The sequence below is a fragment of the Bradyrhizobium sp. R2.2-H genome (assembly GCF_004346455.1).
In the GTDB taxonomy this organism is placed as follows: Bacteria; Pseudomonadota; Alphaproteobacteria; order Rhizobiales; family Xanthobacteraceae; genus Bradyrhizobium; species Bradyrhizobium diversitatis.
Map to the genome: position 1 here is coordinate 818,445 of NZ_SMBR01000001.1, position 22,972 is coordinate 841,416.

Genomic DNA, 22,972 nt, shown 5'->3' on the forward strand with positions numbered 1-22,972 from the left:
TTGATGCAAAACTTTGCAGGAGGAAGGTGGATGTGGCGTTAACGCGCCCGTCAGGCTCCCTCCGTCCTTGGTCGAACGAAAGGTAAGATATTTCAGCGTCTTGATCCCAGGGTATAGTCTCGGGATAGTCTTTCAGCATAGTCTTTCAGCATAGTCCTGGAGTCGGCCGTTGGCCGACGACCCCCCCCTGGAGAGCCCCGTGGTCTACCGCCACAGCATCGACGCCACGACCTACACCTTCCCGGATCTGCGCGACCTGCTCGCCAAGGCGACACCGCCGCGCTCCGGCGACCGGCTGGCCGGAATTGCCGCTGCCAGCTCCGAGCAGATGATCGCGGCACGGATGGCGCTGGCGGATGTGCCGCTCGGCCAATTCCTGCAGGAAGCCGTCATTCCCTATGAGACCGACGAGGTCACCCGCCTCGTCATCGACAGCCACCACGCCAAGGCCTTCGCGCCGGTGGCATCGCTCACCGTCGGGGCCTTCCGCGACTGGTTGCTGTCCGATGCCGCAACGCCCGAGATCCTGCGCAAGCTCGCGCCCGGCATCACGCCGGAGATGGCGGCCGCAGTGTCAAAGCTGATGCGCAATCAGGATCTGATCCTGGCGGCGCGGAAATGCGAGGTCACCACCGCTTTCCGCAACACCATCGGGCTGAAGGGGCGGATGAGCACGCGGCTCCAGCCGAACCATCCGTTCGACGACGCCAGGGGCATCACCGCCTCGATCCTCGACGGCATTCTGTTGGGGGCCGGCGATGCCTGCATCGGCATCAATCCTGCGAGTGACGATCCTGCCGTCATCGCCCAATTGCTGCGGCTGCTCGACGAGGTCGTCGCGCGGCTGAAGATCCCGACGCAAGGCTGCGTGCTGACCCATGTCACGACGACGCTGTCGCTGATCGGGCAGGGCGTGCCGGTCGACCTCGTCTTCCAGTCGGTCGCCGGCACCGAGGCCGCCAACCGCAGTTTCGGCATCGATCTCGCGCTCCTGAAAGAAGCGCAGCAGGCCGGGCTGTCGCTGCGGCGCGGCACCGTCGGGCAGAACGTGATGTATTTCGAGACCGGCCAGGGCTCGGCGCTGTCGGCGGGTGCCCATCACGGGGTCGACCAGCAGACCTGCGAAGCGCGCGCCTATGCGGTCGCCCGCGCGTTCGCCCCGCTCCTCGTCAACAGCGTGGTCGGCTTCATCGGCCCGGAATATCTCTATGATGGCAAGGAGATCATCCGGGCTGGACTGGAGGATCATTTCTGCGGCAAGCTGCTCGGGCTGCCGCTGGGGGTCGACATCTGCTACACCAACCATGCCGAGGCGGACCAGGACGACATGGACAACCTGCTGACGCTGCTCGCAGCCGCCGGCGTCACCTTCATCATGGGCGTCCCCGGCGCCGACGACGTCATGCTGAACTACCAGTCGACCTCTTTTCACGACGCGCTCTATGTTCGCGACGTCTTCGGCTTGCGCCGCGCGCCGGAATTCGACGACTGGCTGGTGCAGTCGGGAATTACAGGCGCCGATCTCCGCCTGGCCGGCGATGCAGGCCTGCTGCCCGATTTTGCCTCACGGTTGATCGCGTGAGGGCGCCAACTCGCACACCGATGAAACTATCGGCGCCCCCCGGAATTGTGCTTGTGCCACAATATTGAGAAATTCCGGCGACAGCATTACTCTGAGTCTGGCTGGCAATTTCCGCACTATCGGTCGAGCGTGGCGGGGGAGCTTTGATGCGAGCTGAAAGTAACGGAACGTCCCGGCGGATTCTCTGCGTGTTTCCGCGCTACACCTCGTCCTTCGGTACGTTCGAGCACTCCTATCCCTTGACCGACGGCGTCCGCGCCTTCATGCCGCCGCAGGGGCTGCTGCTGATTTCCGCCTACCTTCCGAAAGAGTGGCAGGTCAAATTCGTCGACGAGAACCTGCGCCGGACGACGAAGGAGGAATTCGAATGGGCCGAAGCGGTCTTCGTCAGCGGCATGCACATCCAGCGCCAGCAGATGAACGACATCTGCCGCCGCGCCCATGAATTCGATCTGCCGGTCGCGCTCGGCGGGCCCTCGGTCAGCGCCTGCCCGGATTATTATCCCTCCTTCGACTATCTGCATGTCGGCGAGCTCGGCGACGCCACCAACCAGCTGATCGATATCCTGGCGCGCGACACCTCGCGTCCCGAGCAACAGGTGGTGCTGACCACCAAAGACCGCGTGCCGATGACGGAGTTCCCGATCCCGGCCTACGAGCTCGTCGACGTGAAGAAGTACTTCCTCGGCAGCATCCAGTATTCCAGCGGCTGTCCCTATCAATGCGAGTTCTGCGACATTCCCGGCCTCTACGGCCGCAATCCGCGCATCAAGACGCCGCAGCAGATCATCGCCGAGCTCGACCGCCTGCGCGAATGCGGCATGACCGACACGGTTTATTTCGTCGACGACAATTTCATCGGCAATCGCAAGGCGACGCTCGACCTGCTGCCGCATCTGATCGAATGGCAGAAGCGGACCGGCTACGTGGTGCGCCTCGCCTGCGAGGCGACGCTCAACATCGCCAAGCGGCCCGAGATCCTCGAGAAGATGCGTGAGGCCTATTTCATAACCATCTTCTGCGGCATCGAGACGCCGGATCCGGACGCCCTGAAGGCGATGCAGAAGGACCACAACATGATGGTCCCGATCCTCGAGGGCGTGCGCACCATCAACTCCTACGGCATGGAGGTCGTGTCCGGCATCATCATGGGGCTCGACACCGACAAGCCGAATACGTCGGAGGCGCTGCTCGCCTTCGTCGAGGAGTCCCGGATTCCGCTGCTCACCATCAACCTGCTCCAGGCGCTGCCCAAGACGCCGCTGTGGGACCGGCTGGAGCGCGAGGGTCGCCTGGTCCACGACGACGGCCGCGATTCCAATGTCGACTTCGTGCTGCCCTATGACGAGGTCGTCGCATCCTGGAAGCACGCGATGGCGGTCGCCTACGCGCCGGACAAGGTCTACGCGCGCTATCAGCATCAATGCGACAACGTCTATGTGAATCGGGTCAAGGTGCCGGTGCCGGACGAGATGAAGACCTGGCGCAACATCCGGCGCGGCCTCGTCATGTTGCGCAACATCTTCTGGAAGGTCGGCGTGCTCGGCGACTACAGGCGCGTGTTCTGGAAGTTCGCGCTCGGACGCATCAAGCGCGGCGACATCGAAGGCCTGATCGGCTGTACGCTTATTGCGCACCATCTCATCACCTTTGCGCGCGCGGCCTCCAGCGGCAAGCAGAACGCCTCGAACTATTCGATCCGGCTGCGCGAGGCAGCCGTTCCGGCTGAATGATGCGACATGTCTGATCCGTCTCCGCCGCGCCGCCCGACCCTCGATCTGCGGGCGTTCACGCCCGCGCGCGTCGCGCTCGGGCGCAGCGGCGCGAGCATGCCGACGAGGGCGCTGCTTGATTTCACACGGGACCATGCCCGCGCGCGCGATGCCGTGCATGCCGCTTTCGACACGCCGCGCCTGGTCGCCGACCTCGGCGCGCTCGGACTTGCCGTGACCGAAGTGAGGAGCCGGGCCGTCGATCGCAGCGACTATCTGCGGCGGCCGGATCTGGGACGACAGCTTGAACCCGGTTCGGCGCAGCTTCTGGCACGAAGCGCCTCGGCGCCGTGCCGGGTCGCGATAGTGATCGGAGACGGCCTGTCCGCGGCGGCGGTTCAGGCCCATGCGGCGATCGTGGTGAGGCGCCTGTTGCCATTGCTTGCGCAAGGGGATGACGTCGCGATCGGCCATGTCGTTGTCGCATCGGGCGCGCGCGTCGCGCTCGGCGACGAGATCGGCGCCATTCTCGGGGCGCGCATGGTCGCGATGCTGATCGGCGAACGGCCCGGCCTGTCCGCGCCCGACAGTCTCGGCGTCTATCTGACCTTCGCACCGAAGCCGGGCCGGACCGATGCCGAACGCAATTGCGTGTCGAACATCCACCATGCCGGTCTGAGCTACGACGAGGCCGCCTTCAAGATCGCCTGGCTCATCCGTGAGGGGCTCGCGCGCGAGACCACCGGCGTGGCTCTGAAGGACGAGAGCACGGACCGGGCGCCGCGTCGAATTGGCACGCCGCCGCCGGGATGATAGGCGGTCGGGACCCGAAATCGCCGCTTGTTGATCGATTCGGGCGCGCTTCGCCTGCTTGCGAGAAGACCTGTTGACCTGCTAAACCCCTCGCGGCGATTTTCCGCGCATTTTCAAAGGGCAAGCCTCCCATTGGTATGGCGTTTTCAAGCCGTTCGCGGGGCGCAACAAGCTCTCAAGACCGAGCCGATTTAGGAACTGGACAAGGCATGCTCGAAAAGCACAGCGAGAATGAGGTTCATGTCGACAAGGTCGAGCAGGGACCTGCGTCCTCGATCGCCTTCGGGCTGGAGCGCCTCGGGTTGATCGCCGTTCGGGCGCCGATCGTCTCCTGCATCGTTCTGCTGGCGCTGATCGTCGGCGCCGTGTTCGGCATCCACCGGATCAAGATCGACGATTCGCTGTCGCAGCTCTTCCGCTCCGACACCCGCGAATTCAAGCAGTATGAAGAGGTGACGAAGAAGTTCCCGGCCGAGGAGTTCGACGTCCTCGTCGTGGTCGAGGGCAAGTCCCTCCTGGAGCGCAGCAACCTCGAGAAGCTGCGTGACTTCGTTACCGACCTGCAACTGGTCGATGGCACGCGCGGGCTGGTCTCGCTGTTCTCGGCACGTCAGGCGCCGGCCCCGGGAAAGCTGCCGGCGGCACTGTTCCCGGCCGAGCTCCCCGAGGGGGCCGCCTATGACAAGTTCATCGAGACCGTCAAGAACAACGAGATCATCCGCGGCAAGCTGCTGTCGGAGGACGGCACGCTGGCGCTGATCGTGCTCTCGCTCGATCCCGATGTGGTCGGCTCCAACAAGCTGACCAAGACCGTCGGCGACATCCGCGCGCTGATGAAGGAGGACCTCGGCGACACCGGGCTCAACGTGCAGCTCTCCGGCGTTCCGGTGATGCAGCTCGAGATCCGCAACGCGGTCGAGCGCGACGGGCTGACCTACAACATCCTCGGCATCCTCGCCGGCTGCATCATCGCCATCATCTTCTTCCGCAAGATCTCCTTCATGGTCGCCGCGGCATTCCCGCCGATGATCGCGATCCTGCTGGCGCTCGGCGCGCTCGGCTGGGCCAATTTCAATCTCAACATGTTCCTGAACGTGATGACGCCGCTCATCATGGTCATTAGCTTTTCGGACTCGATGCAGCTCACCTTCGCCGCGCGCGACCGGCTGATTGCAGGACAGGACAAGTTCACCGCGTTCAAGAACGCGGTGCTGGTGGTGGGACCCGCCTGCGTGCTGACGCACGGCACGGCCGGCATTTCCTTCATCGCGCTGCAATTCTCCGACTCCGACCTGATCCGCAAGTTCGGCGAGGCCGGGCTCGCCGCCACCATCATCGCGCTGGTCGCGGTGCTGTCGCTGGTGCCGGTGTTCGGCGTGCTGCTCGTGCGCAACGAGAAGGTGTTCGCCGTCAAGTTCCAAAGCGCAGATGCCGGCGTCCAGGCCCTGCGCAATTTCTGCTACTGGATCGCGGTGCGCATGGTCGGCCGTCCCGGCCTGTTCAGCCTGATCGCGGTGCTGTTCGTCGGCGGCCTCGGCGTCATCTATGCCAATCTGGAGCCGCGCTACCGGCTCGCCGACCAGGTGCCGGACAAGCGCCAGGCGGTCGCCGCCAGCGACCGGCTCGATGCCAAGCTGACCGGCGCCAACCCGGTCAACGTGCTGATCCAGTTCCCCAAGGGCGAATCGCTCTATTCGCCGGAGACGCTCCAGACCATCGCCGACGTGCATGCGACGGTGGAGAAGACGGCCGGTGTCGGCAACGTCTGGTCGCTGGAGACGCTGCGCCGCTGGCTGGCAGAGAAGGCGGGCAGCGCCGACGTCGCGACGTTGAAGGAATATGTCAACGTCATCCCCGAGCATCTGGTGCGGCGGTTCATCGATGCCGAGCAGGATGCCGTCGTGGTCGCCGGCCGCGTACCGGACAAGGATTCCAGCCAGCTCCTGCCGATCGTCGACAAGCTCGACCACGAGCTCGACGCCGTCCGCAAGAAGCATCCCGGCTACGAGATCGCGGTGACGGGTCTTGCCGCCATCGCTGCGCGCAACTCGGCCAGCATGATCGAGAAGCTGAACCACGGCCTCACCATCGAATTTGCGCTGGTCGCGATCTTCATCGGCCTCGCGTTCCGCTCCTGGGTGGTGATGTTCGCCTGCATTCTGCCGGGTATCTTCCCGGTGGTGATGTCGGGAACGGTGCTGTGGGCGATGGGCGAGGGCCTGCAATTCGCCAGCGTCGTCGCGCTCACCGTCTCGTTCGGCCTTGGCTTGAGCGCGACCATCCACTTCCTCAACCGCTTGAGGCTCGAGAGCAAGCCGGGCGTCGGCTCGGCGCTCGCGGTGGAGCGGGCCACCGTGCTGGTCGGCCCGGCGCTGATCCTGACCACGGTGGTGCTGGCCTGCGGCCTCGTCGTCACCGTGTTCTCGGACCTGCCGTCGCTGCGGCTGTTCGGCTGGCTCAGCGCCTTCTCGATGGTGATGGCCCTCGTCGCCGACCTCTTCATCCTGCGGCCGACGGCGATGTGGCTGATCAATCTGCACGCCAGGCTTCAGGGCCCCGACAAGCCTGCGATCTGAGCGGCTTCATCTGATCCAGGTCAGCAAAAAGCCCCCGGCCCGCGAGAGCCGGAGGCTGTATCCTTTCGAGCGGAAAGGGCGTCAGCCCTTCGTCATCGTGATGTTGACGCCGCGGATCTCGCCCTTGGAGCTGATCTGCACCGTCTGCTTGCTGCCGTTGGTGCGCAGCGAGAGGTTGGCGGCAAAGCCGTTGGCCTCGACGAACACGTCGATCTGGCCGCCGCCGGCGGTGCCCTGCAGATTGCCGAAGATGTTGCGGCTGGACTCGCTCCAATTGCCGGAGATGCGCTCGCCCTGGCTCGTCACGTCGCTGGTGAGGTTGAACTTGTAGCTGTCGGACGCGCAGTGCAGCGCCTGCTTCAGGTTGAGGCCGCTGCCGCCGACCTTGTAGTCCGCCTTGCAGCGAATGCGCTCGGTGGAGCCGTCGGACAACGACACCGTGCCGGTGCCGGTCCATGCGCCATCGAAACCGGCAAACGGTCCGGACGACTGAGCATGGCTCGCCGAAACCGAGAAGAGCAGCGCCGCCCCGATGCCGGCCGCCTTGATTGCCAGTCCAGTTCGCCCAATGAATTTCATCGCAATTATCCCGTTTTGGAACGACGCTCGCTTACGATTGAGAACGTCTCGCCACATCGAAAGTTTAGTGCTCCGAGCAAGTCGCAGGTTCAAAGCCTGACCGCCCGGCATGACGGGTCACGACGCCTCGCGCCAGGCTTGATCGCCCGATTTGCCACGTTTCGGCATGTTTCCGGCGGGAAAGGCAAGGCGGACAGATGCAGCGCTGCAACAGGTATGCAGTAAAACGCAGATGTTCTGAATTATGACGTAGTATCAATCGCTTACATCTGCGAATGAAGGCGCGGGGAAGTCCCGATTCGGCGCGTGCGGTGCCAATTTGGCCGCATTTGCCGGTGCTTGTGCTTTCTCTGGGCCGCCACTCCTGCGGCGACTTGCCATCAGAACAATCCGCTCCGGTCGTTCGCCCTGTGCAGCCGGGTCCGGTATTATTCTGCCGTCAGAATGAAGGAATACAATGCGTAATCTTCTCGTCGCTCTCACCCTGCTGTCGGCATCCCTTTCGACGGCGGCGTTCGCTCAGCAAGGGCGTGGCACGGACGCCGAGCAGAAGGCCTGCACACGCGATGTGCAGAAGTTCTGCCGTCCGGTCATCGATCAGGGCGATTTCACGATCCTCGCGTGTCTCAAGGAGAACCGGGCCAAGATCTCGCAGGCCTGCGACCAGGTGCTGAAGAACCACAACCAGTAAGCTTGGCCATTGGCTCCCAAAGGTGGATCCCGGAGCCGCCTTTGGGGTCCGATCCGCAAAGGGCGGCCATCGACAGACAGGATTGGTTTTGCGGCATTATTCCCCTATATGGGGGCCGCGGCGGCATCGCCGGCATGAGCCCGCGCGAGCGAAAAAGCCTTCCTGTCCAAACGATTGTAAACCAGCCCTCGATGACCTCTGCGAGCGAATTGCGATCCGGCAAGGGTGACCGCGACGAGAATTTTCCCGTCGCGTCCTGGATCATTCATCCGCGTCATCGCGCCCTGATCCTGGCCTATTACAATTTCGTCCGCACCGCCGACGACATCGCCGACCACGCGACCCTGCCGCCCGACCAGAAGCTCGCTTATCTCGACCTGCTCGAGGCGGAACTGCTTGGCAAGGGCGACACCCAGGCCGAAGCCGTCACCCTGCGCCGTGCGCTGGCCGAGCGCGGCATGGCCCCGCGCCATGCGCTCGACGTGCTCATCGCCTTCCGCATGGACGTGACCAAGCTGCGATATGAGAATTGGGACGAGGTCATCAACTATTGCCGTTACTCGGCGATGCCCGTAGGCCGCTTCATGCTCGACGTCCACGGCGAGAGCACCTCGACCTGGGCCGCATCGGATGCGCTCTGCGCAGGCTTGCAGATCAACAATCACCTGCAGGATTGCGGCAAGGATTTTCGCGAGCTCAACCGCGTCTATCTGCCGCGCGATGCGCTGGCAGCACACGGCGCCTCGGTCGAGCAGCTCGGGCTTGCGCAGTCGCCGCCGGCGATGCTGGCCTGCCTGCAGTCGCTTGCCGCACGCAACGAAGCACTGCTCAACGAGGGCAGGTCGCTCGCTGCGGAAATCCGGGATTTCCGTCTCGGCGTCGACGTCTCGGTCATCCAGGCCTATGCGGACCGCATCGTGCGCCTCTTGAAGGTGCGCGATCCCCTGCGCGAGCGCGTTCATCTGAACAAGTTCGAGCTGCTCGCCTTCAGCCTCGCCGGGATGATCGGCGAAGCCGGTCGCCGCGCGATCGGACGCAAGGCCATTTCCAGACCGGGGACTGCACATGACGCTTGAGGCGACCACGCCCGGCGCCAATTACGGCTCGGCCGCATCCGGCAGCTCGTTCTATGCCGCGATGCGCATCCTGCCGCACGACCAGCGCGAAGCGATGTTCCAGATCTACAGCTTCTGCCGCCAGGTCGACGACATCGCCGATTCCGACGGACCGCGGGAGGAGCGGCTCGCCGCACTCCAGCAATGGCGCGACGACATCGACGCGCTCTATCAGGGCCATCCGCCGCCGCGGCTGAAGGACTACGTCGCCTCGGTGAAGGCCTTCGGGCTCAAACGCGAGGATTTCCTCGCCATCGTCGACGGGATGGAAATGGATGTGCCGCAGGACATCCGCGCGCCCGACATGGCGACCCTGGATCTCTACTGCGACCGTGTCGCCAGCGCCGTGGGGCGGCTGTCGGTGCGTGTGTTCGGAATGCCCGAGGAAGACGGCATCCTGCTCGCGTACCATCTCGGCCGCGCGCTGCAGCTCACCAACATCCTGCGCGACATCGACGAGGATGCGGGCCTCGGCCGGCTCTATCTGCCGCGCGAAGCGCTGCTGCATGCCGGCATCACCTCCGATGATCCGGACCGCGTGATCTCCGAGCGCGCGCTGCCGAAGGTCTGCCTGCCGCTGGCGCAGCGCGCGAAGGTGCATTTCGAGAAGTCGGACGAGATCATGAACCGCAACAAGCGCCGCGCGGTGCGCGCGCCGCGGATCATGTCGAAATATTATCATTCCATTCTGGACCTGCTGATCGCGCGCGGCTTCACCGCGCCGCGCGAGCCGGTGCGTGTGTCGAAGATCACACGCATCCTGATCCTGCTCCGCTACGCTTTCATCTGATGCAAAAGACAGCTCACATCATCGGTGCTGGAATTTCCGGCCTCTCCGCCGCTGTGCGGCTCGCCGATGCCGGCTTCAAGGTCGCCGTGCACGAGGCCACGCACCAGGCCGGCGGCCGCTGCCGTTCCTATTTCGACGGCGCCACCAACCTCACTATCGACAACGGCAATCATCTGCTGCTGTCGGGTAACGGCCATGCGCGCGCCTATGCGCGCGCGATCGGCACCGAAGCGGGTCTCGTCGGCCCCGAGAGCGCGCAGTTTCCCTTCGTCGACATCAAGACGGGGCAGCGCTGGCAGATCGATCTCGGCGCTGGCCGGCTGCCGACCTGGGTGCTCGACGAGAGCCGCCGCGTGCCCGACACCGGCCTCACCGATTATCTGAAGCTGGCGCCGCTGATCTGGGCGTCGGAGGAGACGCTGGTCGGCAAGTCCATTCCTTGCGAAGGCATCCTCTATCAGCGTCTGGTGCAGCCGTTGCTGCTCGCGGCACTCAACGTCGATCCGCCCGAGGGCTCGGCGGGGCTCGCGGGCGCCATCGTGCGCGAGACGCTGCTCGCGGGCGGGCAGGCCTGCCGTCCCTTGATCGCGCGCGACGGTCTCAGCGCGGTGCTGATCGAGCCTGCCGTGAAGTTCTTGGCTGAGCGCGGCCACTCGGTTCAGCTCGGCCATGAGCTGCGCTCGTTTGCGACCACCGACGGCAAGGTCGGCGCGCTGAATTTCGGCGGCGAGGATGTGATCCAGATCGGTGAGGGCGATGTCGTCGTGATGGCGGTGCCGCCGCGCGCCGCTGCGAGCCTGCTGCCGGGCCTGAAGACGCCGACCGAATTCCGCGCCATCGTGAACGCACATTTCCGCTTCACACCGCCGCCGGGCTCGGCGCCGATCCTCGGCGTGATCGGCGGCGTGGTGGAATGGCTGTTCGCGTTCCCCAATCGGCTTTCCGTCACGATCAGCAATGGCGACCGTCTGGTCGACATGCCTCGCGAGGAACTCGCGCAGGCAATCTGGAACGACGTCTGCAAGGCCGCCGGCCTTTCGGGTGAGCTGCCGCCGCAATTGCCCCCCTGGCAGATCGTGCGCGAGCGCCGCGCCACCTTTGCCGCCACACCGGCCCAGAATGCCCTGCGTCCGGGGCCGGTTACTGCGCTGAAAAACCTGTTCCTTGCCGGCGACTGGACTGCTACGGGATTGCCAGCAACCATTGAGGGATCGGTCCGGTCCGGCGATCGCGCCGCCGATCTGGTTCTGGCCGCCAAAGGATCCTGAAAGGCGGCCCTGACGGGCAGATGTCCCGGTCAACTTTCAATCGACTATCGGAGCAATCGAGCGACATGGATTCCGTGAACGCGACCAGCCGCGAGACCCTGGAATCGAGCATTGAGTCGGCTACGCAGGGCGTTCTCGGCTTCCAGCAGTCCGACGGCCATTGGGTGTTCGAGCTCGAGGCCGACTGCACGATTCCGGCCGAGTACGTCCTGCTGCGCCACTATCTCGCAGAGCCCGTTGACACGGTGCTCGAAGCCAAGATCGGCAACTACCTGCGTCGCGTGCAGGGAGCCCATGGCGGCTGGCCGTTGGTGCACGACGGCGAGTTCGACATGAGCGCCAGCGTGAAGGCCTACTTCGCGCTCAAGATGATCGGCGACTCCGTCGATGCGCCGCACATGGTGCGCGCGCGCGAGGCGATCCGTGCCCGAGGCGGTGCGATCAACAGCAACGTCTTCACGCGCTTCCTGCTGGCGACGTTCGGCGTCGTGACCTGGCGCGCGGTGCCGGTGCTGCCGATCGAGATCGTGCTGCTGCCGTTCTGGTCGCCGTTCCACCTCAACAAGATCTCCTACTGGGCGCGCACCACCATGGTGCCGCTGATGGTGATCGCCGCGCTGAAGCCGCGCGCACGGAATCCGAAGGGCGTCGGCATCGACGAATTGTTCCTGCAGGACCCGCGCTCGATCGGCATGACCGCGAAAGCGCCGCACCAGAGCATGGCCTGGTTTCTGTTGTTCCGCTCGCTGGATGCGATCCTGCGCGTGGTCGAGCCGCTGTTTCCGAAGAGTCTGCGCAAGCGCGCGATCGACGCCGCGCTCGCTTTCATCGAGGAGCGGCTCAACGGCGAGGATGGCATGGGCGCGATCTATCCGCCCATGGCCAACATCGTCATGATGTATGACGCGCTCGGCAAGGACGAGAACTATCCGCCGCGCGCGACCACGCGGCGCGGCATCGACAAGCTGCTCGTGATTGGCGACGACGAGGCCTATTGCCAGCCCTGCGTCTCGCCGGTGTGGGATACGACCCTGACCGCGCATGCGCTGCTGGAAGCCGGTGGAGACATGGCGGTGCCCGCGGCCAAGCAGGGCCTCGACTGGTTGATTCCGAAGCAGGAGCTCGAGGTGAAGGGCGACTGGGCCGTGAAGCGGCCCGACGTGCGCCCGGGCGGCTGGGCCTTCCAGTACAACAACGCGCATTATCCTGATCTCGACGACACTGCCGTCGTGGTGATGTCGATGGACCGCATGCGCCGGGAGCACGGCGTCGCCGGCTATGACACTGCGATCGCCCGTGGCCGCGAGTGGATCGAGGGCATGCAGAGCGACGACGGTGGCTGGGCGGCCTTCGACGTCAACAATCTCGAATATTACCTGAACAACATCCCGTTCTCGGACCATGGCGCGCTGCTCGATCCGCCGACCGAGGACGTCACCGCGCGCTGCGTATCGATGCTGGCGCAGCTCGGCGAAACCGCGACAACCAGCAAGCAGGTGGCCGCCGGCGTCGCTTACCTCAGGAAGACCCAGCACCCGGAAGGGTCCTGGTACGGCCGCTGGGGCATGAACTTCATCTACGGGACTTGGTCGGTTCTGTGCGCTCTCAACATGGCCGGCGTCGACCGCAAGGATCCCATGATCCGGAAAGCCGCCGCCTGGCTGACCTCGATCCAGAACGAGGACGGCGGATGGGGCGAGGACGCCGTCAGCTACCGGCTGGACTACCGGGGATGGCAGGCCGCCCCCTCGACGGCCTCGCAAACGGCATGGGCCTTGCTTGCCCTGATGGCGGCAGGCGAGGTCGATCACCCGGCCGTCGCCCGCGGGGTGGAGTACCTGATTGCAACACAAAACAAAAAAGGACTGTGGGACGAGCAGCGGTACACCGCCACAGGCTTCCCCCGTGTATTCTATCTACGGTATCATGGTTACCCGAAGTTCTTTCCGCTGTGGGCGTTGGCGCGGTATCGGAACTTGCGGAACACCAACAGCAGGGTGGTAGGGGTCGGAATGTGACTTTGGGGACGGGGGACTATTTTACCGCGGGTCAGGCCATCGACCCGCGGCCGATACTGATCGTGACCGGACTGGTTCAGGAGGCCCGCATTGCGGCCGGGCCCGGAATGGCGGTCATCTGTTCATCCAGCAGCCCGACCCAGTTGCGGGCCCTGCTGACGGTGGTGGATCCTGATACGATTCGCGGCGTGATCTCCTTCGGCGTGGCCGGCGGGCTCGACCCGACGCTGCGGTCCGGCGACGTCGTGCTGGCGACCGAAGTGCTGTCCGGCGATACCCGCTGGGCCGCCGGCCTGTCGCTCGGCGACGACCTGATCGAGCGCCTGACCTCGGGCCGTCGCCGTGTGGTGCGCGGCAGCCTCGCCGGCGCCGAGGAAGTGGTCACCGGCCGGTCCTGCAAGGCGGCGCTGCATTTGGAGACGGGGGCGTTCGCCGTCGACATGGAGAGCCACATCGCGGCCGCCTACGCCGCCGAAGCCGGGCTGCCCTTTGCCGCCGTCCGCGTCATCAGCGATCCCGCCCATCGCGCCCTGCCGGCGCTCGCCCGCGCCGCCATCAAGCCGAACGGCCAGATCGATCTCGCCGCCGTGCTGCGCGGCATCGTCCGCAACCCGACCACGTTGCATGCGCTGGTCTCGACCGGCATCGACTTCAACCGCGCGCTGCGCAGCTTGCGCGGCTGCCGCGATTTTCTGATCGGGACGGAGCTCATCGAGAGCGAGGCCCTGGTCTCCAAGGCAGCCTGAGCGCAAGAGAACAAGCGACGACGGAACAGGTGAAGCTCCGATCTCCATTGGAGGTCGGAGCTTTTTGCACTGACAGCCAAGTGTGCGTGCAGACCAGGCGCCGCCTCGTCGCTTGGAGACGCTCAGTCGGCCTTCAGGACCGTAGCAACTGCGCCCTTCGGCTTCACGTCGATGACCAGGAGCTTGACCGGTTCGCTCCCGATATTCTCTGCCTTGTGCCATTGATCGACCGCTTCGAGAATGAAGCTGCCGGCACTGTAAGTCTCGGTCTTGTTGACGTCGAGATTGGTCACCCGCAGCGTACCCGATTGCATGTAGCCATAGCGGGGATGTGGGTGCTTGTGCTCAGGCAGTTTCGCGCCCGCCGGGATGTCGTAGGTTGAAACGGAGATCTGCACGTCCTTCTGCGGCATCATGATTGGCTGTCCGCTCGATGTTTTCGAAGTCGTGAGTATCGGAGTCACCTTCACGGCCTTCGCGCTATCGGCTGCCTGAACATTTTCCGCCAGGGCCGGCGAAACAAGCAGAACAAGACCCGCTGCAATTCCTGGCAGTCCGCGGTAATTCAACTTTGACACGTTGCGTCTCCTTTGTAGTCGTCGCGGATAGTCGATGCGCCAAAGGCGCTGACGGCGGCGACCATCCCGTGGGAGTGGATGCATGTCGCCCGCTACGAAAGTATTTCTGTCTCCTTCAGTGTCGTTACCAATGCAACGCTGTTGCGGATACATGTCGTCTTGAACAGCACGCCTACTGGCGTCGGCCTGCCGAATGGCTTTGGGGAATGATGCGGCAAAGGGAATGCAGGACGCTTGCGCCGAACAAGCAAAAGGCCCGGTCGCGATGGCGACCGGGCCTTTGTGTTTCGATGTTGGTGGTCCGCTCTTACGCGGCGGTCGAAGCCTTCTGCGCGGCCTTCGCCTGCGCCGCTGCCGCCTCGTCCGCAATCCGGCGACGCTGCATGCGCCGGTCTCGACCGGCATCGACTTCAACCGCGCGCTGCGCAGCTTGCGCGGATGCCGCGATTTTCTGATCGGGACGGAACTTGTGGGCAGCGAGATTCTGGTGTCCGAGACGGTCTAGATCAGGTGGTTCTGCCGGGCGCAGGAACTTCCGGTTCCGCCGATGCCCTGATCGCCGATTGTGCTAATCGGGGCGCGAGGGCCGGTGAGCCTTCGCGCGGCACCAAACGTCGAGCCGTGCGCTCCGGGTGCTCTGAGAGCGCGCCGGCAGCGCGCGCCATCTGCCAAGCGCTGATGCACCCATAGCCTTGCGGATCGGAGTCGGCGCAATCGTTCCAGTTCCGATCAGAAGCCCGACAAGGCAAGGCCATCGAACTTTACGTTCATCCGAACCAGCACTTGCGACGATTTCAGACCGACATCGGCGGTGACGTTGCTGACATCGCCGGCTGCAGATGTGACTGTGCCGAGATTGTAGGTTGCCTTGTTGAGTGTCAGGTAGCGGTACTCGACGCCGAATGAGACGTTGTTGGTGAAGGCGTATTCGGCGCCGGCCCCGACCGTATAGCCGAACTGGAGCTTGCGGGTGTCCTCGAAGCTCAGCGGCGCGCCGGCGCCGATGCCGGTTCGGGGCGCATAGTTGGCGGTAACGTCCACGCGTCCCATCTCCAGGCCGCCGGCCACATAGGCCACGACGCGGTCCCAGGCGTAGCCGACCTTCACGCGCGTTGCGCTGAGATAACTGACCTTGGCATTGAAGCTGTCTCCCTCGGCAAACGGGGCCGCGACACCCGATCCGGTCGTGATGCTGCCGTTCAGTTTGGTGAATTGTGCATCGTGCTCGAATCCAAGTACCCACCGACCAAACTGCCAGTTGCGGCCGACCTGAAATCCGCCGATGAAGGCATCGTTGCCGTTCGACGATGTATCGCCGAAAGATGTGCCGGCACCGCCAAGCGCCGGCGACGCGATCGGGCTGAAGCTGAAATCGCCCTTGGCGCCGCCGATATGGACCCCGACATAATTGCCGGTCCAGTTGAAGGCAGTCTGCTCGGCCGTCAGGTAGGGAGGTATCTTGTAGGACGGCGTCGCGACGCCAATATCCGCCGCCATCGCGGGACCAGCAAGGACAGCGGTGAAAGCCGAAACGATAGTCCGACGCATCTGATATCTCCGGGGATTGGACGGCGCGTAACAAAGGATGCAGGACGACTGTCAATGCCGTTTCGTGCTGATGCGGCGATTTGTGGGATCTTGTAACGATGCGTAACATCTCGCCGGATCGGCGGCTCTCGACTGGCAGAGCCGATCGCTTGAACGACTCCGTCACCCATGATCGAAGCATCAGAGCTGAGACTCAGCCTTGATTGCCGAAATTCGTCCATCCTCGAATTCGACGATGCGATCGAACAGATCGAGCGAACGTGGATCGTGCGTGACCACGGCGACGCCGGCTCTGCGCTCGGTCGCAATCCGACGGAAGAGCTGCATGACCTGACGTCCGCGCACGCTGTCGAGTGCGGCGGACGGTTCGTCGGCAAGGATCAGCGGCGGATCGTTGGCCAGCGCACGGGCCACCGCCACGCGCTGTTGCTCTCCCCCCGAGAGCTGGGTCGGCCGGTTGTCGGCTCGGTGGGCGAGGTCAAGCGCGCGCAGAAGCTCGATGGCATATTCACGCGATGGCCTCGCGGGGACGTCGTCGATCTCCAATGCCAGCGCGACATTCTCGACGGCCGTCAGGAACGGGATCAGATTGGCTTTCTGGAAGACGAAGCCGATATGACGTCGCCGGAAATCACGCAGTCGTTCGAGTTCGGCGGTGGGGTCCGATACGTGCTCGCCGGCCACGATCACCTCGCCGCCCGTCGGTAGTTCCAGAAGTCCGGCAATCAGGAGAAATGTGCTCTTGCCGGAACCGCTCGGACCGAAGATACCGACCAGCTCGCCAGCGCGGAGATCCAGGGAAACGCCATCGAGCGCGCGCGTGATGGAATCTCCGCTCGGATAATATTTTCGCGCGTTCCGGACGGAAAGGACGACGTCGGTTTTCACGATAGCACCTCCCGAGCGTTGACCTTGAGGGCGCGGGCAATGCCGACACCGCTCGCAATGGCGCAAATTGCAGCCAGCACGGCAGCCAGCATGCCGGCATCCGCGATATCGATGATGATCCGTCGCGGAAAAAACGGGAAAATCACCATGGACATGACCAGCGCCAGCGCAAAGCCGGCTAAGCCGATCAGCCCGGCCTGCTGGCCGATCATCTTCACGATCACGGAATTGCGCGCGCCGATCAACTTCAGCATCGCAATCTGATGCAGTTTCTCGATCGTCATGGTGTAGATGATCAGCGAGACGACGATGCAGGTGATCAGCAAGATCAGAACCGTGAAGGCAAGGATCTGAATTCGCAGCTTCCACAGTCGCGCGTTGAGAAGAAGATCGCGCTGATCCGCGCCGCTCAGGACGTCCGCATCGCCCCAGAGTTTGATCGCGGCGGCGACCCTGGCAGGGTCCGCGGCGGAATCGAGCGTGACCAGGACGGCGGAGATCTTGCTATCCTGCGACACCGAACTCTTGTCGCCTGCCTGTGGTGTCTGGCCTCCCATGGCGGCTCTGGCCAGAAGAACTTCCTCGCTGGTACGCCGCTGGGCGATGGTGATGGCATCGTTGATGCTCACGAAGATCAGCCCGTCTCCGCCCGAATCCACCATTTGCCGCGTAGCGCCGACGATCTCGTAAAGATCGAGGCCGAGCCGGACGTGGTCGCCAATCGCGAGCCCCGTGCTCTCGTCGGCAATTGCTTCGTAGTGGCCTGAAGCCAGACAACGACCCGCGATCAGGTGGATCCAGTCGCCGCTGTCTTGCGGAAAATCGAGACCTGTGATGGTGGCGCGATGCGATTGTCGCTCGAAGCTGTATTGCTGGCTGAACTGCACGAAGCGGCGGACGGCTGCGACGCCCGGGACGCCCTCGACGCGGCGGTCCATTGTCGGGGAAAGTGCCGAGCTTTCGGCGAAGGGGCCCGAGCGGTCACCCTGGACGACCCAGAGGTCAGCTCCGATCGTGTCGACGATCAGAAGAGCATCCGCGACGATGCCGCGATAGAGCCCCGTCATCCCGATTGCCGCCGTCATCAGAAAAGCGACGCCGATGGCGGTCAGACCGAAGCGCGTGGGGTTATGCCGGATATCCTTCCAGCCGAGATTCATGTGGGGGCACCCCGTACCTGCACCCTCATGAAGCGGTAGATGCCGTCCGGCACGAGAGTGATCTCGCCCGGCGCCAGTCCTCGACGAATCTCCACGCGATGTACGCCTGCGGCGCCGGGCTCGACGGTCCGCCAGTGCGCTCTGCCGCCCTCGACGACCCATAAGCCCGCCTGTCCATGCCTGCGCACCAAGAATGACTTCGGGACGGTCGGGACTTGGGCAAGGGTCGCGACGGTAACGCTCGCGAGCCCGCGCTGGCCCAGCGCCCAATTTTCCGGCAGCGTGTCGAGCTTGACGTCGAGCGTGAATTCACGCGTCTCGGTGTCGACGATACGGCCAAGGCGCAGCACGTGACCCGACAAGTTCTTGCCGGCCTGCGAGCCGAATGAGATGCACACAGGTTGCCCCGGCTTCATCGACTGCATCGTGCTTTCGTCGAACCTTGCTGTCAGCACGATCGTGGCCGGGTCGACGAGCTGCAGGATCGAAGCGCCGATTGTCAGTGTGTCACCGACGTTTCTGTCGCGCGAGACCACAATGCCGGGAAAGGGGGCGCGCACGATCGTATCGTCGATCTGCGCCTGCACGACACCGACATTGGCCGCCGCACTTTGTGCCTGAGACCGAGCCTGCTCGATCGCCTGATCGTCATGCGCAAGGTCGGCGACCGCCTGGCGAAAGGTGGCTTCCGCCGCATCGAAGTTCTGCCGGCTGGTGAAGCCCTTGTCGAGAAGAACGGCTTGTCGCTGGTAGTTGTTCCTGGCGTTGACCAACGCCGCATCGGAACGTGTTCGACCGGCCTTGGCAACCTCGATAGCACGGATAGCGGCCTGCTCGCTGGCTTGTGCTGCTGCGAGCTGGTGGCGCAGATCATAGGACTCGATGCGAGCCAGAATCTGTCCCGCCGTTACGGCATCGTTGCGGTCGACGGTGATTTCGGTGAGGCGGCCCTGGCTACGGCTGCTGACGACGATCTTGTTGGTTGCGTCGAGCGTACCTGGCCCGCTGACGCTGACCGCTAGGTTCGAGGGAACGATCGTCGCCCCCTCGACGGAATGTGGGTATAAGTATCGGAACGCTAAGAAACCGGCCGCTCCGACGCCGAGCACGGCCATCAGCCAGAACGCGGGCGAAATGCGTCTGGGTCGTGGCTGTGGACGGTCCACTGTCAGGAGAGAGTTGACTGGCTGCTGAACGTTCATGGTTTGACGGGCTGCACGCGAGAATTGGCAACATTGAAGCCCGAGACGAACATCCGGATAGTCGTGTCGGCTTCCGTATCCTCGGCGGGAACCGAACGTCGCCGACGGCCGACATGGAGCAAAGGCGCATCGCAGATGCTCCGCACCATTGCGGCGATCAGGCTACGCAGCCGAAAGGGAGCTGCGTCCAGCGGTTCGAAGCGCGTTGCCGGGGCGGGTCCGGTGGTAACCGTCTTTGCCGGCCTCTTGCGCGTGGTCTTCACCGACATTGACATGTCCCGCCAGCGCTCACTTCGGCAATGTGCCGGCCCCGGCAGCCTGCGATCTGAGCAACTCGGCCTTCGGCATGGCGTCGCGGCATGACGGCGTCAGTTCACCGGAATGGCCTTGCAGGCAGGCCAGAATGCGGCCGCCGCCGCGTTGTACGTTTGCGCAGTGCTGACCGATGTCGACGCGACAGGCCTGAGCCATGGCCATGACCTGGGCCTGCATCTGAGATGAGGCTTGGGCCCGAGCCGTCGTCGAGCAAGCGGCCGTTGCGGCAGCCGCGACCAGCGAGAAGGCAGCGATGCGATAGCGATATGCACTTGTAGCCATGGTCTTCATTCTCCGATGATCGGTGCAGGGACGTCGTTCGGCCGGCTGTCGGCCTTTTGCTCTCGCGATCACGAGTGCGTACATGGTCAGAGCTTTCCCATCGCGCTATCGCCGAAATCGCGTCGGCCTCCAAAGACGGCGAGCCGTCGTGAGGAAAATGCTGGAGCAATGTCAGCGCCGTTTGATCCGGACGCCTAGTTTCTTGGAGTTTGGTCAGTGGTTGTAACGGTTTGTAAAATCCGGCCTGTGCCCTTGTTTCTCCTTGTCAGATGTTCATAAAGTTCCGGATGGGCGCGATTGACACCACGATCCTGATTGTCGAGGACGATCCGGAGATCCGAAGGCAGGTCAGTAAGCTGCTGCGCAACGAGGGATTTTGCGTCGAGGAAGCGGAGGATGCCGCTGCAACCGGCGCAGTACTTGCTCGCGCGCAGCCGGATCTCATCATCCTCGACCTGATGCTTCCTGGCGAAGACGGGTTGTCGATCTGCCGCAGGATACGAACGAAGGACGTCACGCCGATCATGATGCTGACTGCCAAGAGCGACGAGATCGACAAGGTCATCGGGCTCGAAATGGGCGCCGACGACTATCTCGTAAAGCCGTTTGCGCCACGCGAGTTGCTCGCTCGTGTGCGGGCATTGCTGCGGCGCGCGAACATAAAGCCCGTCGCTTCGACGGCGAGGCGTTTTGCCTTCGACCGATTCATCATCGATCTGGACGCGCGGCAGCTCGTCGACGACGGGGGGGGCGAAGTGGTGCTGACCACCGCGGAGTTCGATCTTCTCGCCTGTTTCGTGCAGAGGCCGCGTCGGGTGTTGACGCGCGACCAGATTCTCGATTGGACTCGCGGACGCGCGGCTGACCCGTTCGATCGTACCATCGACATGCTGGTCTCGCGCGTTCGCAAAAAATTCCAGGCGAAAAGCCCCGGTTCAAGCCTTATCAGCACGGTCCGTAACGGCGGTTATCTCTTCACCGCTCAGGTGAAGGCGGTGATGTGATGCTTCGTGTGAGTCTCACGGCCCGCGTCACGATGATCGTCGTCACCGCCCTGATGGCCGTCTGGCTCGTCGCGATAGCGACGTTCTACCGCTCGGGGGACTGGGGCGCGCTGAATGTCCGTCCGGCGGCACGACAGATCTCTGCACTGGTGGATCTCCTCGAACGGGCGCCGCGCGAGCAAGTACCTGATATACTCGACGTAGCCACGTCGAGCACTCTGACCGCCCGGTTGGAAGCCGGTCAGGCAGTTGGAAAATCCGACGAGGCCCTCGACGTTGACGCGAACTTGCGCCAAACATACGCCGACGCAATCGGCAGCCGACCATTTGCGATCAGGTTGAGCCCAAACGTTGCCGAGAACGGTCGCTATTACTGGTTGCCTCCAGGAGCCAGGAAGGCACTCGAAATCCGTATAGGGCTGAATGCGGGGGACACGCTCATCGTCGATTCGACGAGCCCGTTGGCCGTCAACCGGATCGGCCTCCCGATTGGGTTCGGCGCCGGCTTGCTTGGGACCTTGATTGCTCTGGTCGCGCTCGTCGTCACTCTTCGAGAGACGCGGCCTTTGTCGAAGCTTGCCGCGGCCGTCGACAGAATGGACCTCACAGGCGCGCCAGTATACTTGCCACAGCCACGGGCCAGCGCGCCCGAAATACAGGCCGTCATCGCGGCCTTCAACCGGCTGCAGACACGTCTCGCTCTGCTCCTGCGTGCCCGGATGGCGTTGCTCGGAGGCATCTCGCACGACGTTCGATCCTTCGCGACGCGATTACGTCTGAGCGTCGATTGCATTCCGGAAGCGACGGAGCGCGACCGGGCAGTCAACGGAATCGCGGACATGATCCGTCTGCTGGACGACTCGCTCCTTGCCAGTCGCGCGGGAGCCGGCGAACTCGAAGAGGAGCTGTTGGAGTTCGACGAAATTGTTCGCTCCGAAGTTCTGGACAGGCGGGCGGCGGGAGCCGCAATCGACCTGCGCGTCGGTCCGGGCGTGGAGGGTTCCAATATCCTTGGTGATCGCCTCGCGTGCCGGCGGATCGTCGCCAACCTTGCTGACAATGCACTCAAGTACGGTTACGTTGCGCATCTCGCTATGGAAAGAGAGGCGCATTTCGTTCTCTTGATGGTTGACGACGAAGGCCCCGGCGTTCCGCTCAGTCAACGCGATATCTTGCTCGAACCCTTCGTGCGCCTGGAGCAGTCTCGCAATCGGTGCACGGGCGGGGCGGGTCTCGGCCTCGCCGTTGTTCGCAGTCTGGTCGAGGTCTGCGGCGGGACGATTGCGATTGGCGATGCGCCCTCTGGCGGGGCGCGCTTCTCCGTCCGGCTGCCGGTGTTTGCCGCAGGCTGAGGATTGCATCGCCGAGGGCGATTGCCGGACCTGGGACAAGCGGATTCATCGGGCCGGATTCTTACAGAACGTTACGTGCCGTTGACCAAACTCCAAGCAACGATGAATCAGGATCAAAAGGCGCTGACATTGTCCCTGCATTCTCCGTGACACGGACCTGCCGCAGCGCATGGCCGTCAACTCGTTCACGGAGAATGCCATGATGAAGAAGCTCCTGACCATGTCCGCGCTTGCAGGAGTGCTGTCGGTGGCCGTCGTCGCCGACGCCAATGCTTGGACGCGCAGCCGCTCGGTGTCCGGCTGGCGCGGTACGGCGTCCGTCAACGCCTCGGGCAGCTGCGCCAACGGAACCTGCTCACGGCAGATCACGCGCACCGGTCCGCACGGCAACAGCGTAAGCCGCCAAGGGACGGTCACCTGCAGCGGCGGGGTCTGCACCGGCAGCCGCACCACGACCGGGCCGAATGGCAATTCCGTCACCCGTGAGGTAACGGCGGCCCGCTGGGGATCGGCCGGCGCTCCGCGCTACTATGGTCCGGGTGTTGCCGCAGCCGGCTTCGCGGTGGGGAGTGCCGTCGGCGCGGCTGCGGTCGCCCCGGCATACGCTGCGCCGGCCGTTGTATATCCGCCCGCGCCGGTCGTTTATGCGGCCCGCCCGGTTGTCTATGGCCCGCGCCCCTATTACTACGTGCCTTGGTACCATGCACGCTGGGCCTACTACCATGCCCCGCGAGCCTACTATTGGCGCTAACC

At 64.0% G+C, this 22,972-nt stretch carries 20 protein-coding genes and 1 pseudogene; 14 read left to right on the forward strand and 7 right to left on the reverse strand.

The features are described 5' to 3' along the window. Positions 1–199: 199 nt before the first annotated feature. From EDE08_RS03870 to EDE08_RS03885, 4 genes are all read left to right on the forward strand, one after another. Positions 200–1,582 carry an ethanolamine ammonia-lyase subunit EutB gene (locus EDE08_RS03870; RefSeq protein WP_131867466.1) on the forward strand — a complete coding sequence of 461 codons (1,383 nt, stop codon included), beginning with the start codon at positions 200–202 and terminating at the stop codon, positions 1,580–1,582. A 146-nt stretch (positions 1,583–1,728) separates the two neighbouring features. Beyond that, the gene (locus EDE08_RS03875) at positions 1,729–3,315 is read left to right on the forward strand and encodes a B12-binding domain-containing radical SAM protein (protein ID WP_131867314.1); all 1,587 of its coding nucleotides are present in this window, start codon (positions 1,729–1,731) and stop codon (positions 3,313–3,315) included. 6 nt (positions 3,316–3,321) lie between these two features. Then, positions 3,322–4,107, forward strand: coding sequence for an ethanolamine ammonia-lyase subunit EutC (gene eutC / locus EDE08_RS03880; protein WP_131867316.1), 786 nt, complete (start codon positions 3,322–3,324; stop codon positions 4,105–4,107). Between the two features lie 209 nt (positions 4,108–4,316). Continuing rightward, positions 4,317–6,683 (forward strand): efflux RND transporter permease subunit, encoded by a 2,367-nt coding sequence (locus EDE08_RS03885; RefSeq protein WP_131867318.1) that lies wholly within the window; start codon positions 4,317–4,319, stop codon positions 6,681–6,683. Positions 6,684–6,764: 81 nt separating this feature from the next. On the opposite strand, the gene EDE08_RS03890 is transcribed toward EDE08_RS03885, so the two are convergent. Then, on the reverse strand, positions 6,765–7,262 hold the full coding sequence (locus tag EDE08_RS03890) for a hypothetical protein (protein ID WP_061878080.1): 498 nt from the start codon (positions 7,260–7,262) through the stop codon (positions 6,765–6,767). Positions 7,263–7,719: 457 nt separating this feature from the next. Between EDE08_RS03890 and EDE08_RS03900 the strand changes: the two genes are divergently transcribed. From EDE08_RS03900 to EDE08_RS03925, 6 genes are all read left to right on the forward strand, one after another. Continuing rightward, on the forward strand, positions 7,720–7,953 hold the full coding sequence (locus tag EDE08_RS03900; RefSeq protein WP_025035011.1) for a hypothetical protein: 234 nt from the start codon (positions 7,720–7,722) through the stop codon (positions 7,951–7,953). Between the two features lie 191 nt (positions 7,954–8,144). After that, positions 8,145–9,029, forward strand: a complete 885-nt coding sequence (hpnC, locus tag EDE08_RS03905) for a squalene synthase HpnC (RefSeq protein ID WP_131867320.1) — start codon at positions 8,145–8,147, stop codon at positions 9,027–9,029. Then, a complete protein-coding gene (gene hpnD / locus EDE08_RS03910) occupies positions 9,019–9,858 on the forward strand; it encodes a presqualene diphosphate synthase HpnD (RefSeq protein ID WP_131867322.1) in 840 nt (279 codons plus the stop codon). The genes hpnC and hpnD overlap by 11 nt, the downstream gene beginning before the upstream one ends. After that, entirely contained in the window at positions 9,858–11,126 is a 1,269-nt protein-coding gene (hpnE, locus tag EDE08_RS03915) for a hydroxysqualene dehydroxylase HpnE (RefSeq protein WP_131867324.1), read from the forward strand. The genes hpnD and hpnE overlap by 1 nt, the downstream gene beginning before the upstream one ends. Before the next feature lie 65 nt (positions 11,127–11,191). Continuing rightward, positions 11,192–13,144, forward strand: a complete 1,953-nt coding sequence (gene shc, locus EDE08_RS03920) for a squalene--hopene cyclase (RefSeq protein WP_131867326.1) — start codon at positions 11,192–11,194, stop codon at positions 13,142–13,144. After that, entirely contained in the window at positions 13,141–13,890 is a 750-nt protein-coding gene (locus EDE08_RS03925) for a phosphorylase (protein WP_165935666.1), read from the forward strand. The genes shc and EDE08_RS03925 overlap by 4 nt, the downstream gene beginning before the upstream one ends. Before the next feature lie 122 nt (positions 13,891–14,012). On the opposite strand, the gene EDE08_RS38970 is transcribed toward EDE08_RS03925, so the two are convergent. Continuing rightward, on the reverse strand, positions 14,013–14,306 hold the full coding sequence (locus EDE08_RS38970) for a cupin domain-containing protein (protein WP_245524682.1): 294 nt from the start codon (positions 14,304–14,306) through the stop codon (positions 14,013–14,015). A gap of 520 nt (positions 14,307–14,826) precedes the next feature. On the opposite strand from EDE08_RS38970, the pseudogene EDE08_RS03935 reads away from it, so the two are divergent. Beyond that, positions 14,827–14,973, forward strand: a pseudogene (locus EDE08_RS03935) (phosphorylase); the annotation flags it as partial. A gap of 224 nt (positions 14,974–15,197) precedes the next feature. On the opposite strand, the gene EDE08_RS03940 reads toward EDE08_RS03935, so the two are convergent. The 5 genes from EDE08_RS03940 to EDE08_RS03960 all read right to left on the reverse strand — a co-directional run bounded on the left by EDE08_RS03940 (position 15,198) and on the right by EDE08_RS03960 (position 19,863). Further along, positions 15,198–16,016 carry an outer membrane protein gene (locus tag EDE08_RS03940; RefSeq protein WP_131867330.1) on the reverse strand — a complete coding sequence of 273 codons (819 nt, stop codon included), beginning with the start codon at positions 16,014–16,016 and terminating at the stop codon, positions 15,198–15,200. A gap of 180 nt (positions 16,017–16,196) precedes the next feature. Continuing rightward, a complete protein-coding gene (locus tag EDE08_RS03945) occupies positions 16,197–16,970 on the reverse strand; it encodes an ABC transporter ATP-binding protein (RefSeq protein ID WP_245524683.1) in 774 nt (257 codons plus the stop codon). Then, positions 16,901–18,064, reverse strand: coding sequence for an ABC transporter permease (locus EDE08_RS03950; RefSeq protein WP_131867332.1), 1,164 nt, complete (start codon positions 18,062–18,064; stop codon positions 16,901–16,903). The genes EDE08_RS03945 and EDE08_RS03950 overlap by 70 nt, the downstream gene beginning before the upstream one ends. After that, the gene (locus EDE08_RS03955) at positions 18,061–19,179 is read right to left on the reverse strand and encodes an efflux RND transporter periplasmic adaptor subunit (RefSeq protein ID WP_165935665.1); all 1,119 of its coding nucleotides are present in this window, start codon (positions 19,177–19,179) and stop codon (positions 18,061–18,063) included. The genes EDE08_RS03950 and EDE08_RS03955 overlap by 4 nt, the downstream gene beginning before the upstream one ends. A 375-nt stretch (positions 19,180–19,554) precedes the next feature. Then, positions 19,555–19,863 carry a cysteine rich repeat-containing protein gene (locus EDE08_RS03960; protein WP_131867336.1) on the reverse strand — a complete coding sequence of 103 codons (309 nt, stop codon included), beginning with the start codon at positions 19,861–19,863 and terminating at the stop codon, positions 19,555–19,557. 287 nt (positions 19,864–20,150) lie between these two features. Between EDE08_RS03960 and EDE08_RS03965 the strand changes: the two genes are divergently transcribed. The 3 genes from EDE08_RS03965 to EDE08_RS38975 all read left to right on the forward strand — a co-directional run bounded on the left by EDE08_RS03965 (position 20,151) and on the right by EDE08_RS38975 (position 22,970). Then, positions 20,151–20,867: a response regulator gene (locus EDE08_RS03965; protein WP_131867338.1), complete on the forward strand. Its 717-nt coding sequence runs from the start codon at positions 20,151–20,153 to the stop codon at positions 20,865–20,867. 32 nt (positions 20,868–20,899) lie between these two features. Beyond that, positions 20,900–22,219, forward strand: coding sequence for a sensor histidine kinase (locus EDE08_RS03970; protein WP_245524684.1), 1,320 nt, complete (start codon positions 20,900–20,902; stop codon positions 22,217–22,219). 169 nt (positions 22,220–22,388) lie between these two features. Continuing rightward, positions 22,389–22,970 (forward strand): hypothetical protein, encoded by a 582-nt coding sequence (locus tag EDE08_RS38975; RefSeq protein ID WP_245524685.1) that lies wholly within the window; start codon positions 22,389–22,391, stop codon positions 22,968–22,970. Positions 22,971–22,972: the final 2 nt, after the last annotated feature.

Excerpts from the sequence above, each read along its gene's own strand:
- EDE08_RS03875 (WP_131867314.1), top strand. The coding sequence starts at position 1,729 with ATGCGAGCTGAAAGTAACGGAACGTCCCGGCGGATTCTCTGCGTGTTT.
- eutC (WP_131867316.1), top strand. The coding sequence starts at position 3,322 with ATGTCTGATCCGTCTCCGCCGCGCCGCCCGACCCTCGATCTGCGGGCG.
- EDE08_RS03885 (WP_131867318.1), top strand. The coding sequence starts at position 4,317 with ATGCTCGAAAAGCACAGCGAGAATGAGGTTCATGTCGACAAGGTCGAG.
- EDE08_RS03890 (WP_061878080.1), bottom strand. The coding sequence starts at position 7,262 with ATGAAATTCATTGGGCGAACTGGACTGGCAATCAAGGCGGCCGGCATC.
- EDE08_RS03900 (WP_025035011.1), top strand. The coding sequence starts at position 7,720 with ATGCGTAATCTTCTCGTCGCTCTCACCCTGCTGTCGGCATCCCTTTCG.
- hpnC (WP_131867320.1), top strand. The coding sequence starts at position 8,145 with ATGACCTCTGCGAGCGAATTGCGATCCGGCAAGGGTGACCGCGACGAG.
- hpnD (WP_131867322.1), top strand. The coding sequence starts at position 9,019 with ATGACGCTTGAGGCGACCACGCCCGGCGCCAATTACGGCTCGGCCGCA.
- hpnE (WP_131867324.1), top strand. The coding sequence starts at position 9,858 with ATGCAAAAGACAGCTCACATCATCGGTGCTGGAATTTCCGGCCTCTCC.
- shc (WP_131867326.1), top strand. The coding sequence starts at position 11,192 with ATGGATTCCGTGAACGCGACCAGCCGCGAGACCCTGGAATCGAGCATT.
- EDE08_RS38970 (WP_245524682.1), bottom strand. The coding sequence starts at position 14,306 with ATGATGCCGCAGAAGGACGTGCAGATCTCCGTTTCAACCTACGACATC.
- EDE08_RS03940 (WP_131867330.1), bottom strand. The coding sequence starts at position 16,016 with ATGCGTCGGACTATCGTTTCGGCTTTCACCGCTGTCCTTGCTGGTCCC.
- EDE08_RS03950 (WP_131867332.1), bottom strand. The coding sequence starts at position 18,064 with ATGAATCTCGGCTGGAAGGATATCCGGCATAACCCCACGCGCTTCGGT.
- EDE08_RS03955 (WP_165935665.1), bottom strand. The coding sequence starts at position 19,179 with ATGGCCGTGCTCGGCGTCGGAGCGGCCGGTTTCTTAGCGTTCCGATAC.
- EDE08_RS03960 (WP_131867336.1), bottom strand. The coding sequence starts at position 19,863 with ATGGCTACAAGTGCATATCGCTATCGCATCGCTGCCTTCTCGCTGGTC.
- EDE08_RS03965 (WP_131867338.1), top strand. The coding sequence starts at position 20,151 with ATGGGCGCGATTGACACCACGATCCTGATTGTCGAGGACGATCCGGAG.
- EDE08_RS03970 (WP_245524684.1), top strand. The coding sequence starts at position 20,900 with ATGATCGTCGTCACCGCCCTGATGGCCGTCTGGCTCGTCGCGATAGCG.
- EDE08_RS38975 (WP_245524685.1), top strand. The coding sequence starts at position 22,389 with ATGGCCGTCAACTCGTTCACGGAGAATGCCATGATGAAGAAGCTCCTG.